Source organism: Lelliottia sp. 489 (assembly GCF_050435885.1).
Classification (GTDB): domain Bacteria; phylum Pseudomonadota; class Gammaproteobacteria; order Enterobacterales; family Enterobacteriaceae; genus Enterobacter; species Enterobacter nimipressuralis.
Genome location: NZ_JBNDLC010000004.1, coordinates 217,269 through 231,358 on the forward strand (window position 1 = coordinate 217,269; position 14,090 = coordinate 231,358).

Genomic DNA, 14,090 nt, shown 5'->3' on the forward strand with positions numbered 1-14,090 from the left:
TGTAATGGATCTATGCTAACCAGGCATACCGCAACACGCCACGTTATGGACACTTTTTTACCTTTCTTGCGTGCTTTAACACTCCCGACGTTCCTGGCTGGGATTAGGCACTGAAAAAGGCTACACTTCGCAGCTGAATTCTATTTTCTTCACGATAAAAGAGGCGAAGTCCACGTGGCTCAATTCGTTTATACCATGCATCGTGTCGGCAAGGTCGTTCCGCCGAAACGTCATATTCTGAAAAATATCTCGCTGAGCTTCTTCCCGGGCGCAAAAATTGGTGTTCTGGGTCTCAACGGTGCCGGTAAGTCCACCCTGCTGCGCATTATGGCCGGCATCGATACAGACATCGAAGGTGAAGCTCGCCCGCAGCCTGGTCTCAAAATCGGTTACCTGCCGCAGGAACCGAAGCTTAACCCGGAACACACCGTTCGCGAATCCATCGAAGAAGCCGTTTCTGAAGTTGTTAACGCACTGAAAGGCCTGGACGAGGTGTACGCGAAGTACGCTGAACCGGACGCTGACTTCGACAAACTGGCGGCGCAACAGGGTAAATTTGAAGAAATTATCCAGGCGCATGACGGTCACAACCTGAACGTCCAGCTGGAGCGTGCGGCCGATGCCCTGCGCCTGCCAGACTGGGACGCGAAAATCGAAAAACTGTCCGGTGGTGAACGCCGCCGCGTCGCGCTGTGCCGTCTGCTGCTGGAAAAGCCAGACATGCTGCTGCTCGACGAACCAACGAACCACCTGGATGCTGAATCCGTCGCCTGGCTGGAACGCTTCCTGCACGACTTCGAAGGGACCGTTGTGGCAATTACCCACGACCGTTACTTCCTTGATAACGTGGCAGGCTGGATCCTCGAGCTGGACCGCGGCGAAGGTATTCCGTGGGAAGGCAACTACTCCTCCTGGCTTGAGCAGAAAGATCAGCGTCTGGCGCAGGAAGCGTCTCAGGAAGCCGCTCGTCGTAAATCGATTGAGAAAGAGCTGGAGTGGGTTCGTCAGGGCGCTAAAGGCCGTCAGTCTAAGGGCAAAGCCCGTCTGGCACGCTTTGAAGAGCTGAACAACTCCGAATACCAGAAACGTAACGAAACCAACGAACTGTTTATTCCACCAGGCGCGCGTCTGGGGGATAAAGTCGTTGAAGTGAGCAATCTGCGTAAATCCTACGGCGATCGCCTGCTGATCGACGACCTGAGCTTCTCCGTGCCGAAAGGGGCGATTGTCGGGATCATCGGTCCGAACGGCGCCGGTAAATCAACCCTGTTCCGCATGATGTCTGGTCAGGAACAGCCTGACAGCGGCACCATTACGCTGGGTGATACCGTGAAACTGGCCTCCGTTGACCAGTTCCGTGACGCAATGGACAACAGCAAAACCGTATGGGAAGAAGTCTCCGGCGGGCAGGATATCATGCGTATCGGTAACACCGAGATGCCGAGCCGCGCCTACGTTGGCCGCTTCAACTTCAAAGGTGTGGATCAGGGTAAACGCGTCGGCGAGCTGTCCGGCGGTGAGCGTGGCCGTTTGCATCTGGCGAAACTGCTGCAGGTTGGCGGTAACGTACTGCTGCTCGATGAACCGACCAACGACCTGGATATTGAAACCCTGCGTGCGCTGGAAAACGCCATGCTGGAGTTCCCGGGCTGTGCGATGGTGATCTCGCACGACCGTTGGTTCCTGGACCGTATTGCCACCCACATTCTGGATTACCAGGACGAGGGTAAAGTGGAGTTCTTCGAAGGTAACTTTACCGAATACGAAGAGTACAAGAAACGCACGCTCGGCGCCGATGCGCTGGAGCCAAAACGTATCAAGTACAAGCGTATCTCCAAATAAGTGCCTGATTTGCCCGGCGGCGTTTTGCCTGCCGGGCAAACGAAAGAAAGCAGGCCGGGTAAGGCGTCATCGCCTCCCGGCATTCACACCCCAACGTAAAACCGCTTCACCTCATCAAACTGCATCGCAAACTGGATATAGCTCATCAGCGCAGGCGAATTCAGCTTCCGGCTCGGGTAGACCAGCCATAGTTCATTCCCCTCCACGCGCCATTCTGGCAACACCGGCACCAGCGCTCCCTTCTCGATTTTATCTTCCAGCAAAAACGCGGGCAGCAGCGTGATTCCCGCCCCCGCAATGGCACTCTCCCTGGCGTAAACCAGGTTATCCGTGACATGCGCGTTGTCAGGCAGATGCCGATAATCCTCGTCGTTACGACGCAACAGCCACTCCGGCCAGGCTTTGTGAGTGATACAGCGGTGATCCACCAGCTGCCGTGGATGTTCCAGAGGAGCAAAACGCGCCAGATAATCGGGCGAGGCCAGCATATAGCGCGGGCAGTTGCCAATCATACGGCCAATCAACGAAGAGTCCTGCGGCTTACCGGTGCGCAGCGCAACGTCATAGCCAGACTCCACCAAATCCTGCACATCATCTGAAATACAGACATCGAGTGACACATCCGGATAACGGCGCTGAAACTCCGCATTCAGATGCGCCAGCAGCGTGGCACCAATCCCCGCCGGGCTTGTGATCCGCAGCCGACCGCCGGGATTATCGCGCAGACGCTGAATGGCGTATTCCGCGCGCTCGCTCGCCGCCAGCATCTCGCGGCAGTGCACCAGATAGTGCTCTCCGGCATAGGTTAAATTGAGTTTGCGGGTGGTGCGGTTCAGCAGGCGGATACCGACCTGCTGCTCAAGCTGGCTGATTCGCTGGCTGACGCTTGATTTTGGCAGGCTCGCTTTTTGCGCCGCCGCGGTAAAACTCCCCATCTCGGCCACCAGCGCAAACAGGGCCATATCCTGTAGCTGTTTAAACATGATTGTTCATCTCAAGCGAACACTTTGTTATTGATTGTCCATCTTATCACGCAACTGGTGACTTAATAGACTAGCCTCAACAAACGCATTCCATGAGGAGTTCACCATGTCCGTTAAAGCCATTGCCGTTAATCCAGACCAGCCTTCTGCTTTTATTGAGATCACGCAGCCCATGCCGCAGCCCGGTGAGCATGATTTGCTGGTTGAGGTGAAAGCCGTTTCTGTAAACCCGGTCGATACTAAAGTTCATGCCAGCCTGAGCAAAAACGGTCTGCAAGCGCCGCGTATTCTGGGCTGGGACGCCAGCGGAATTGTGAAGGCGGTCGGTGCGAGCGTTACGCAATTCAAAGCCGGTGACGAAGTGTGGTACGCAGGGGACATCACCCGTCCGGGCAGCAATGCCACGCACCAGCTGATTGATGCGCGCATCGTCGGCCACAAACCGCAAAACCTCGACTGGGCTGCCGCAGCGGCGCTGCCGTTAACCGCCCTGACGGCGTGGGAAGGATTGTTTGAACGGCTGAATATCCAGGACGCCGGATCGGACAAAACACTGCTGATCATCGGGGGCGCGGGCGGCGTCGGATCGCTGGCGATCCCCTTTGCCAAACACAACAGCCAGATCAAGGTGATCGCCACGGCGTCCCGGGAAGATTCGGCCCAGTGGTGCCGGGATCGCGGTGCGGATCTGGTGGTGAATTATCGCGACCTGCAAGGTGAACTGGCGAAGCACGACATTACCTTTGTGGATTACATTTTCATTCTTAACGATACCGACGGGCACTGGGCGGCGGTCAGCGAGCTGATTGCGCCGCAGGGGCATATTTGCACCATCGTTGAGAACGACCATCCGCTGGATCAAAACAAGCTGAAGTCTAAATCTGCCGCGCTGCACTGGGAGTTCATGTATACCCGAAGCATGTATCAGACTGCGGACATGGCGCGTCAGGGTGAGATTCTGAATGAGGTCGCGAAGCTGGTCGAAAACGGCGTGGTGGAGAGTTCGCTGAGTGAGACGCTGCAGGGATTAAGCGTGGAGAGCATTAGCGAAGCGCACCGCAAAGTGCTGGACGGGCATATGCGCGGGAAGGTGGTAGTGCAGTTCTGAGGTCATTACCCTCTTTCTGACCCTCTCCCTGTTTAGGAGAGGGGATCGTTCGGAGCAGCGCTTTACGCCTGCTCCCCCATCAACGTCTTCACCAGCTCCACGCAACGCAGGAAGCGGCCATCGTAGTCCGACTCCTCCACATGGACAAACTCCACGTTATTCTCACGCAGCATATCCACCAGCATGGTCTGGAACTCTTTGCGGTCGACGGAGCTGCCCAGGCTGCGCATCCCATCGGCGACCCACGGCGTGTTGTTTTCCAGCAAAATCACCAGATCGAAGCGATACTCATCGATCAGCGCCTGAACAAACGGATGCTCACGGCCCTCGTACTTTTTACAGAACGCCTGAGTGGTCACAAAATCCGTATCCACAAACGCCACTTTGTTCGCGTATTTCACCGCGAAATCAATGTACTGCGCATGGCCCAGCGCGATTTTGTCGTAATCGGAATACTGGAGCGCCATCTCATCGCCGCCCAGGTGTGAGAAGACGTAATCGCGCCCGTACTCCCAGGCACTGGTGGTGTTGAAGATATTCGCCAGCTTGTTGACCAGCGTAGATTTACCGCTCGATTCACCGCCCAAAATCGCCACCGTGCGCACAAAGAACGGCTTCACTTCCGTTGGGATGTAATCCCAGTAGCGGAACGGGTTTTCGCGGATTTGCGCGCCGCTGATGTTCATGAAGGTGCGCTTAGGATCGATCAATACCGTTTCCGTTCCGAGATGTTCGCGGAACTGTGGCGCATCGGACTCTTCAGACGTATAGATCCAGTTCGGGGCTATCCCCTTCTCTTCCATAAAGGCTTTGATGCCGTTACTCCACACATCCCAGCCGTGCGGATACGGCTCCATGCCCTCTTCGTTAAAGGCATGAATACGAATGTTTTTTTGGTATTTGAACGTCTGCAGCAGCCAACGCAGACGGTCTGAGACAGTCGGCTGCTGGGACATGGCGCTATCTTCGAACAACGCGCGGTCACGCGTGTCATCGTAACCCATGATGATATGCAGCTCATCCACCTGGCTACAGGCGCGCTGAATCAGATAGATATGGCCGGTATGCAGCGGATAAAACTTGCCAAATACCACCCCGATATTCTTTTGCATGCGCGGAAATTCGAGGCCCAGAAAGCGGTGCAGCGCCTCAAGTTTTTGCGCGCTCGGGCTTTTGATTTTGGCATTCAGAAGCTGGCTTAAATAGCCCTTGGTCATCCCGCTCGCTTCCGCCACCTGCTGCAAAGTACAGCCTTTCTGGCGGATCGCGGTTTTAAGATAGTCAAATGTTGACACAAGAGCCTCCTGCTAAGTGAGGCGGGTCAGCAAAACGCTCCCGCCAAAAAAGATACGCACGTTAATATTATAAGTCGTCAAAGACGCTTAACGCATCCGACAGTTTTTTCACCGGGAAAATTTTCATCCCTTCCGGCACTTTTTTCGGTACGTTGGCAGCAGGGACAATGGCACGACGGAAACCGTGTTTCGCCGCTTCGGAGATACGCTCCTGGCCGCTCGGGACCGGGCGAATTTCTCCGGCCAGCCCCACTTCGCCAAACACCACCAGATCCTGCGGGAGCGGTCGGTTGCGCAGGCTGGAGACCATCGCCAGCAGCAAGGCCAGATCGGCACTGGTTTCTGTCACTTTCACGCCGCCCACCACGTTGACGAACACATCCTGATCCGCCATTTGCAGCCCGCCGTGGCGGTGCAGTACCGCCAGTAGAATCGCCAAACGGTTTTGCTCAAGCCCGACCGCCACGCGACGAGGGTTGCCCATCATGGATTGATCCACCAGCGCCTGAATCTCCACCAGTAGCGGCCGCGTCCCTTCCCAGAGCACCATCACCGAGCTGCCGGCGGTCTCTTCGTCGCCACGGCTCAGGAAGATGGCCGATGGGTTGCTCACTTCACGCAGACCCTGTTCGGTCATGGCGAAAACGCCCAGCTCATTCACCGCACCAAAACGGTTTTTATGGCTGCGCAGGGTGCGGAAACGGGAATCCGCATCGCCGTCGAGCATCACGGAGCAGTCGATACAGTGCTCAAGCACTTTCGGACCGGCCAAAGAGCCGTCTTTGGTGACGTGGCCGACCATCACGATAGCCACGCCGCGCGTCTTAGCAAAGCGCGTCAGATAGGCGGCGGTTTCACGCACCTGCGCCACGCTGCCCGGCGAAGACTGAATATCCGCCATGTGCATGACCTGGATGGAGTCGATGACCATCAGCTTCGGCTGCTCTTCGTCAGCAATCATACAGATTTGCTCGATGCTGGTTTCCGACAGCATATTCAGATTGCCGGTCGGCAGACCGAGACGGTGTGCGCGCATCGCGACCTGCTGCAAAGACTCTTCACCGGTCACGTACAGGGTTTTCATCTGTTCGGCGAGTTTGCACAGCGTTTGCAGCAGCAGCGTCGATTTACCGGCGCCGGGGTTACCGCCGATCAGAATCGCGCTGCCCGGCACCACGCCGCCGCCCAGTACGCGGTCAAACTCTTTAAAACCGGTGGAAAAACGCGGCACTTCATCGAGGCTGATCTCGGAAAGTTTTTGTACCTTCGAGACGCCAGCGTTGCCCGCATAGCCGCTCAGACGCTCATTACGGGCCACGGTTGGCGAAGCGGCCACACGCACTTCGGTGATGGTGTTCCAGGCATGACAGGCACTGCACTGCCCCTGCCAGCGCGGATAATCCGCACCACATTCATTACAGACAAATGCGCGTTTTGGAGCTTTCGCCACGGTTTACCTCTTTATTTCTGATTCACGCTACCGGAGAGGATGCAGAACACCCCCATCAGATCGGCGTGACGAATGGTGACTTCCGTCTTTTCGTTTACTTTTGGCTTGGCATGATAGGCAATGCCCAGCCCGGCCACTTTGATCATTGGCAGATCGTTCGCGCCGTCACCGATGGCGACGGTCTGCGTGACCGGAATTTCATATTTTTCCGCCAGACGCGTCAGGGTGTTGGCTTTGTACTGGGCATCCACGATATCGCCGATCACTTCGCCGGTCAGTTTACCGTCGCGGATCTCCAGTTCGTTCGCCACAACGGTGGTCAGGCGCAGTTTGTCGCGCAGGTAGTCCGCGAAGAAAGTGAACCCGCCGGAGGCAATCGCCACTTTCCAGCCGAGGGTTTCCAGCTTCAGTACCAGTTGGGTGAGGCCAGGCATCAACGGGAGTTCATCACGCACCTGACGCAGGATGTTGGCATCGGCCCCTTTCAACGTGGCGACGCGCTGCTTCAGGCTGGCGGCAAAATCGAGTTCGCCGCGCATGGCGCGTTCGGTCACTTCCGCCACCATCTCGCCGCTACCGGCCAGTTTCGCGAGTTCGTCGATGCACTCGATCTGAATGGCGGTCGAATCCATATCCATCACCAGCAGTCCTGGCGTTTTCAGATGCGGGATTTTACCCAGCGGCGCCACATCCAGCCCGGCTTCGTGGGCCAGGCGGGTCGCGCGTTGTGTCAGAGATCCGGCCAGACGCAGCACCTGATAATCTTCCACGCACCAGGCCGCCACAATCACCATCGCCGCGCCGAGCTTGGTTTGGTATTGCGTCAGGCGTTGCTTATCCAGGCCACGGCCATACAGCAGCCAGCCGCTACGCCCCGCATGGTAGTCCAGAGGCATGACCTCGTCGCCACTTAATGAGAGCGGCAATCCTGGCCATAAAGAGACGTCATCGGTCAGGTCGCACCAGGTAATGTTCGGCATTGAAGCTCCTGTAAATTGGTTCGCGCCGGAAGGTTCCAGGGGGAAAATAACGCATGAGGCTACCCTGTAACCATCACTTCTGGCAACATTAAGCCGTAAATTTTCAGCAGGTGGAATATGGCTCGCGCAAAACTGAAATTCCGGCTTCATCGTGCAGTGATTGTCCTGTCCTGCCTCGCGCTTCTGGTGGCGCTGATGCAAGGGGCATCCTGGTTTAGCCAGAATCATCAACGACAACGTAATCCGCAGTTCGAAGAGCTGGCGCGAACCCTGGCGCGTCAGGTTACCCTGAGCGTTGCGCCCGCAATGCGCACCGAGACGCCGGACGATAAACGCATCGCCCAAATACTGCGTCAGATTACGGAAAACAGCCGTATTCTGGATGCAGGGGTCTACGACGAGCAGGGCGATCTGATTGCCCGCGCCGGTGAGCACGTTGACGTGCGCGACCGTCTGGCGCTCGACGGCAAAAAGGCTGGCGGCTATTTCAATCAGCAAATTATCGAGCCGATTCAGGGCAAGAATGGCCCGCTGGGCTACCTGCGTCTGACCCTCGACACCCACACCCTGCCGACCGAAGCCAAACAGGTGGATAACACCACGAATATTCTACGCCTGATGTTACTCCTTTCGCTGGCGATTGGCGTCGTGTTAACGCGCACGCTTTTGCAGGGCAAACGCACGCGCTGGCAGCAGTCGCCTTTCCTGCTGACGGCCAGTAAATCGGTGCCAGAAGAGGAAGAGAGCGAGAAGAAGGATTAATGGTAAAGTGGGTGGACGATTCGGAAAGGAAATCTGCCATGACGACACTACGCCTGCTTATCTCTGACTCTTACGATCCCTGGTTCAACCTCGCGGTGGAAGAGTGCATCTTCCGCCAGATGCCTGCCACACAGCGCGTCCTGTTTCTCTGGCGCAACGCCGATACGGTGGTCATTGGCCGCGCGCAGAACCCGTGGAAAGAGTGCAACACCCGGCGCATGGAAGAGGACAACGTGCGTCTGGCCCGTCGCAGCAGCGGCGGCGGCGCGGTATTCCATGACCTCGGCAATACCTGTTTCACCTTTATGGCCGGGAAACCGGAGTACGATAAAACCATCTCCACCGCGATTGTGCTCAATGCCCTGAACGCCCTCGGCGTGACGGCAGAAGCCTCCGGGCGAAACGATCTGGTGGTCAAAACCCCAGAAGGCGACCGTAAAGTTTCCGGCTCGGCCTATCGCGAAACCAAAGATCGCGGTTTTCATCACGGCACTCTACTGCTTAACGCTGACTTGAGCCGTCTGGCGAACTATCTCAATCCCGACAAGAAAAAGCTGCAGGCCAAGGGGATTACCTCGGTGCGCGGTCGCGTGGCAAATCTGGTGGAACTGCTGCCAGGCATTACCCATGAGCAGGTCTGCGCGGCAATTCGTGAGGCGTTTTTCGAACATTATGGCGAGCGCGTCGAAGCGGAAGTGATCTCCCCGGACAAAACGCCGGATTTGCCCAACTTCGCCGAAACCTTTGCCCGGCAAAGCAGCTGGGAGTGGAACTTCGGCCAGGCACCGGCGTTCTCGCATCTGCTGGATGAGCGTTTCACCTGGGGCGGCGTAGAGCTGCATTTCGACGTTGAACGGGGCATTATCACGCGCACGCAGGTGTTTACCGATAGCCTCAATCCGGCCCCGCTGGAAGCGCTGGCGGCCCGTTTGCAGGGATGTCTGTATCGCGCGGAGAGTCTGCAGCAAGCGTGTGACGCGCTGTTAGGCGAATTCCCGGAGCAGGAAAAAGAGTTGCGGGAGTTGTCGGCGTGGATAGCGAAAGCGGTGCGGTGACAGAAAAGCCCGCAAGCGGGCTTTAACATTGCAGGCCGGGTAAGGCGGAGAAGCCACCCGGCAAACAGACTTACTCTTTATCGCCCAGCAGAACGGATTCCAGCGCGATTTTGATCATGTCGTTGAAGGTGGTCTGACGCTCAGCGGCAGTGGTCTGCTCGTGAGTACGGATGTGGTCAGATACGGTGCAGATGGTCAGCGCTTTCGCACCAAACTCAGCCGCTACGCCGTAGATGCCCGCCGCTTCCATTTCCACGCCCAGGATGCCGTATTTTTCCATCACGTCGAACATTTCGCCGCCGTCCGGTGCATAGAACAGGTCAGCAGAGAAGATATTACCAACGCGCGCATCAACGCCCAGCGCTTTCGCCGCGTCAACCGCGTTACGCACCATGCCGAAGTCAGCGATGGCTGCAAAGTCGTGGTCTTTGAAACGCATACGGTTGACTTTGGAATCGGTGCAAGCACCCATACCGATGACGACGTCACGCAGTTTCACGTCCATACGCACTGCACCGCAAGAGCCGACGCGGATGATTTTCTTCACGCCGAAATCGGTGATCAGCTCTTTGGTGTAAATGGAGCAGGACGGGATACCCATACCGTGACCCATCACAGAGATTTTGCGGCCTTTGTAAGTACCTGTGAAGCCCAGCATGCCGCGCACGTTGTTAACTTCACGCACGTCTTCGAGGAAGGTTTCCGCAATGTGCTTCGCGCGCAGCGGGTCACCCGGCATCAACACTACGTCCGCGAAATCGCCCATTTCTGCATTAATGTGTGGGGTAGCCATCTTCAGATCCTTTTAAAATTGTCGTTTTGTCGGGTGGCGGCTGCGCCTGACCCGACCTACTAAATCGTAGGCCCGGCGAGCGCAGTGCTGCCGGGCATGTGCATCACAGCATGTTTTTGCCGTAGTCCATTGGCGAAGTACCGAAGTAGCTCGCAATGGTCTGGCCGATATCCGCGAAGGTTTCGCGGTGGCCCAGCGATCCTGGTTTCACTTTCGGTCCGTACACCAGCACAGGAATGTGCTCGCGGGTGTGGTCGGTACCGGTCCAGGTTGGGTCGCAGCCGTGGTCAGCGGTGAGGATGATGATGTCATCTTCCCCCACCAGCTCCAGCAGTTCTGGCAGACGGCGGTCGAACAGTTCCAGACCGGCAGCATAACCAGCGACGTCGCGACGGTGGCCCCAGGAGGAGTCGAAGTCTACGAAGTTGGTGAAGACGATAGTCTTGTCGCCCGCTTCTTTCATCTCTTTGATGGTGGCGTCGAACAGCGCGTCCAGACCGGTGGCTTTCACTTTTTTGGTGATGCCGCAGTTGGCGTAGATGTCTGCGATTTTACCGACAGACACCACTTCGCCCGCTTTTTCATCAACCAGTTTCTGCAACACGGTCGGTGCTGGCGGTTCTACGGCCAGATCGTGACGGTTGCCGGTACGCTGGAAGTTGCCCGGTTTGTCGCCGATAAACGGACGAGCAATTACGCGGCCAATGTTGTAGCCGCCTTCGGTCAGCTCTTCACGCGCGATTTCGCACAGCTCGTACAGACGATCCAGGCCGAAGGTCTCTTCGTGGCAGGCAATCTGGAACACGGAGTCAGCGGAAGTATAGAAAATCGGCTTGCCGGTTTTCATGTGCTCTTCGCCGAGCTGATCCAGAATCACCGTACCGGAGGAGTGGCAGTTACCGAGGTAACCCGGCAGATTGCCGCGCTCAACCAGCTTGTCCAGCAGCTTCTGCGGGAAGCTGTTTTCGTGATCGGAGAAGTAGCCCCAGTCGAACAGAACCGGTACACCGGCGATTTCCCAGTGACCAGACGGGGTATCTTTACCTGAGGAAAGCTCGTGCGCCCAGGCGTATGCGCCGATCACTTCTGCGTTAGCGTCCATACCGGCCGCCACTTTACCAGTCGAACCTTCATGCGCCTTAACCAGACCCAGGCGGGTCAGGTTTGGCAGCGTCAGTGGGCCTTGACGGCCATTGTTCGCTTCGCCTTTCGCACACGCTTCTGCGATATGGCCCATGGTGTCGGAACCGACATCACCAAAGCGGTCTGCATCTTCTGTAGCGCCGATGCCGAATGAGTCCAGCACCATAATAAATGCACGTTTCATATGTTCTCCGTACTTATGTGCTTCAAAAATTCATAAAAAACCGATCAGATCAGTATACCGCTATTCGGTGATACGACGATAGACGGTTGGTGTGGTTTCGGGAGCTGTGTCGTCAAGTTTAATGGCCGCTTTCACCGCTTTCGCCGCTTCCTGCCAGCTGGCTTCGTCTTTAGCATGGATGACCGCCAGCGGACGCTGCCCGTCAACGCTGTCACCCAGACGGGTCATATCGGTAAAGCCGACGCTGTAATCAATCGTGTCCGATGCCTGACGGCGTCCGCCGCCCATCGATACCACGGCCATGCCCAGCGCACGGGTGTCCATGGCGGAGACAAAACCTTCCGCATCGGCGTAAACCGCCTTGCTGAGCGTCGCGGTCGGCAGGTATTTCGCATAGTTTTCGGCGAAATCGGTTGGGCCTTTTTGCGCAGCCACCATGCGACCGAAGATCTCCGCCGCTTTGCCGTTATCCAGCACCGCCTGCAGTTTCGCGCGCGCGTCGGCGTCGTCTTTGGCGAGCTTACCGGAGATCAGCATCTCAACGCACAGCGCCATCGTGACGTCGAACAGACGCGGATTGCGGTATTCCCCGGTCAGGAACTGCACGGCTTCGCGCACTTCGACGGCGTTACCCGCGCTGGAAGCCAGCACCTGGTTCATGTCGGTGAGCAGCGCCGTTGTGCGCACGCCTGCACCGTTGGAGACGCCCACGATCGCTTCGGCCAGTGCCGCAGAGAGTTCATAGGTTGGCATAAACGCGCCGCTACCCACTTTCACATCCATCACCAGGGCATCCAGACCTTCTGCCAGCTTTTTGGCGAGGATCGAGGCGGTGATCAGCGGAATGGAATCCACTGTCGCGGTGATATCGCGGGTGGCGTAAAAACGTTTATCTGCCGGCGCGAGAGAGCTGGTCTGGCCGATAATCGCCACACCAACGTCTTTAATAATTTCGCGGAAGCGCTGGTCATCCGGGAAGATATCGAAGCCCGGAATGGCTTCCAGTTTGTCGAGCGTACCGCCCGTATGCCCCAGGCCGCGCCCGGAGATCATCGGGATATAGCCCCCACATGCGGCGACCATTGGGCCGAGCATCAGGGAAGTGACATCGCCCACGCCGCCCGTGGAGTGTTTATCCACAATCGGGCCGTTGAGGTTAAGGCTTTTCCAGTCCAGAACGGTTCCTGAATCCCGCATCGCCATGGTCAGCGAGACACGTTCCGGCATCGCCATATCGTGGAAGAAAATGGTCATCGCCAGGGCGGCAATCTGCCCTTCAGAGATGGTGTTGTCACGAATACCGTTGATAAAGAAGCGGATCTCTTCGTCGCTTAATGCATGACCATCACGTTTTTTACGAATAATTTCTTGTGCGAGAAACACGGTAACCCCCGGGGAATCAGGTTAAATGCGGCGGTAAACCCGCCGCGATAATAATATTACTCTACATAATTCGAGCTGCCGGAGGGCGGCAAGAAAGTGCCCCCCAGGCGCCTACACAAGTAAGAGACTGGGGTGAAAGTGCAGCCTGACTATGACGAGTAATTAGTAGCTGCTGGCGCTCTTACCGTCACCGTGACCCAGCGCTTTCAGCAGGCTTGCCAGCAGGCTGGATGCGCCGAAGCGGTAGTGACGGGAATCCGCCCAGTCGGCGCCAAAAAGATCGTCAGCGATGGCCAGGAACTGCTGCGCGTCCTCTGCAGTACGCACGCCGCCCGCAGGTTTGAAACCAACGGTTTTAGACACGCCCATGTCACGAATCACTTCCATCATGATGCGAGCGCTTTCTGGCGTTGCGTTGACCGGCACTTTACCGGTAGAGGTTTTAATGAAATCCGCACCCGCTTTGATAGAGATTTCAGATGCTTTACGAATCAGCGCTTCTTCTTTCAGCTCGCCCGTTTCGATAATCACTTTCAGCAGCACGTTAGCCGCCGCACAAGCGTCTTTACAGGCTTTCACCAGGTCAAAACCGACCTGCTCGTTGCCGGCGATCAGCGCACGGTACGGGAACACCACGTCAACTTCATCAGCACCGTAGGCAATCGCCGCGCGGGTTTCAGCCAGCGCAATGTCGATGTCGTCATTGCCGTGCGGGAAGTTGGTGACGGTTGCGATACGCACGTCAGGCGTGCCCTGCGCGTTCAGCGTCTTACGTGCAATCGGGATAAAACGCGGATAGATGCAGATGGCAGCGGTATTGCCCACTGGCGTTTTCGCCTGATGGCACAATGCGATCACTTTTTCATTGGTGTCGTCATCGTTCAGGGTGGTCAGGTCCATCAGTTTCAACGCGCGCAGGCTGCTTGCGGTTAAATCGGTCATAACATTCTCCAACGGCTTCGCCGTATAAATTTTCACCGTGCGGGTCTGTGAGTATTCTAACATTCACCCGCATTCACACTTCGACATTCATCACAGTTAATGAAAACTGCATACAAATTTGCATTACTGTAATGAGATCAACTTCAAACTTTAGTCCTCAGGCTGCTGGC

General features: G+C 56.6%; 12 protein-coding genes. 4 read left to right on the forward strand and 8 right to left on the reverse strand.

The window, feature by feature from the left end; genetic code table 11:
* Positions 1–174 precede the first annotated feature (174 nt).
* A complete protein-coding gene (gene ettA, locus ABIE11_RS14680; protein WP_100777722.1) occupies positions 175–1,842 on the forward strand; it encodes an energy-dependent translational throttle protein EttA in 1,668 nt (555 codons plus the stop codon).
* Positions 1,843–1,925: 83 nt separating this feature from the next.
* Here ettA and ABIE11_RS14685 read toward each other — a convergent pair whose 3' ends face one another.
* Positions 1,926–2,825, reverse strand: a complete 900-nt coding sequence (locus ABIE11_RS14685) for a LysR family transcriptional regulator (protein ID WP_194512674.1) — start codon at positions 2,823–2,825, stop codon at positions 1,926–1,928.
* Between the two features lie 106 nt (positions 2,826–2,931).
* On the opposite strand from ABIE11_RS14685, the gene ABIE11_RS14690 reads away from it, so the two are divergent.
* Positions 2,932–3,933 (forward strand): zinc-binding alcohol dehydrogenase family protein, encoded by a 1,002-nt coding sequence (locus ABIE11_RS14690; protein ID WP_429184771.1) that lies wholly within the window; start codon positions 2,932–2,934, stop codon positions 3,931–3,933.
* A gap of 62 nt (positions 3,934–3,995) precedes the next feature.
* Here ABIE11_RS14690 and nadR read toward each other — a convergent pair whose 3' ends face one another.
* From nadR to serB, 3 genes are all read right to left on the reverse strand, one after another.
* A complete protein-coding gene (gene nadR / locus ABIE11_RS14695; RefSeq protein WP_100777725.1) occupies positions 3,996–5,228 on the reverse strand; it encodes a multifunctional transcriptional regulator/nicotinamide-nucleotide adenylyltransferase/ribosylnicotinamide kinase NadR in 1,233 nt (410 codons plus the stop codon).
* Between the two features lie 67 nt (positions 5,229–5,295).
* Complete coding sequence (gene radA, locus ABIE11_RS14700) at positions 5,296–6,678, reverse strand: DNA repair protein RadA (RefSeq protein WP_100777726.1); 1,383 nt, start codon at positions 6,676–6,678, stop codon at positions 5,296–5,298.
* 11 nt (positions 6,679–6,689) lie between these two features.
* Complete coding sequence (serB, locus tag ABIE11_RS14705) at positions 6,690–7,658, reverse strand: phosphoserine phosphatase (protein WP_100777727.1); 969 nt, start codon at positions 7,656–7,658, stop codon at positions 6,690–6,692.
* Between the two features lie 117 nt (positions 7,659–7,775).
* On the opposite strand from serB, the gene ABIE11_RS14710 reads away from it, so the two are divergent.
* Positions 7,776–8,420, forward strand: coding sequence for a YtjB family periplasmic protein (locus tag ABIE11_RS14710; RefSeq protein ID WP_100777728.1), 645 nt, complete (start codon positions 7,776–7,778; stop codon positions 8,418–8,420).
* A 38-nt stretch (positions 8,421–8,458) separates the two neighbouring features.
* Positions 8,459–9,475: a lipoate--protein ligase LplA gene (gene lplA, locus ABIE11_RS14715; protein WP_100777729.1), complete on the forward strand. Its 1,017-nt coding sequence runs from the start codon at positions 8,459–8,461 to the stop codon at positions 9,473–9,475.
* Between the two features lie 70 nt (positions 9,476–9,545).
* Here lplA and deoD read toward each other — a convergent pair whose 3' ends face one another.
* The 4 genes from deoD to deoC all read right to left on the reverse strand — a co-directional run bounded on the left by deoD (position 9,546) and on the right by deoC (position 13,920).
* Complete coding sequence (gene deoD, locus ABIE11_RS14720) at positions 9,546–10,268, reverse strand: purine-nucleoside phosphorylase (protein WP_100777730.1); 723 nt, start codon at positions 10,266–10,268, stop codon at positions 9,546–9,548.
* A gap of 103 nt (positions 10,269–10,371) precedes the next feature.
* Positions 10,372–11,595, reverse strand: a complete 1,224-nt coding sequence (deoB, locus tag ABIE11_RS14725) for a phosphopentomutase (protein ID WP_100777731.1) — start codon at positions 11,593–11,595, stop codon at positions 10,372–10,374.
* Positions 11,596–11,655: 60 nt separating this feature from the next.
* Positions 11,656–12,978: a thymidine phosphorylase gene (gene deoA / locus ABIE11_RS14730; protein ID WP_429184772.1), complete on the reverse strand. Its 1,323-nt coding sequence runs from the start codon at positions 12,976–12,978 to the stop codon at positions 11,656–11,658.
* 162 nt (positions 12,979–13,140) lie between these two features.
* Positions 13,141–13,920: a deoxyribose-phosphate aldolase gene (gene deoC / locus ABIE11_RS14735; protein ID WP_103947176.1), complete on the reverse strand. Its 780-nt coding sequence runs from the start codon at positions 13,918–13,920 to the stop codon at positions 13,141–13,143.
* Positions 13,921–14,090 lie beyond the last annotated feature (170 nt).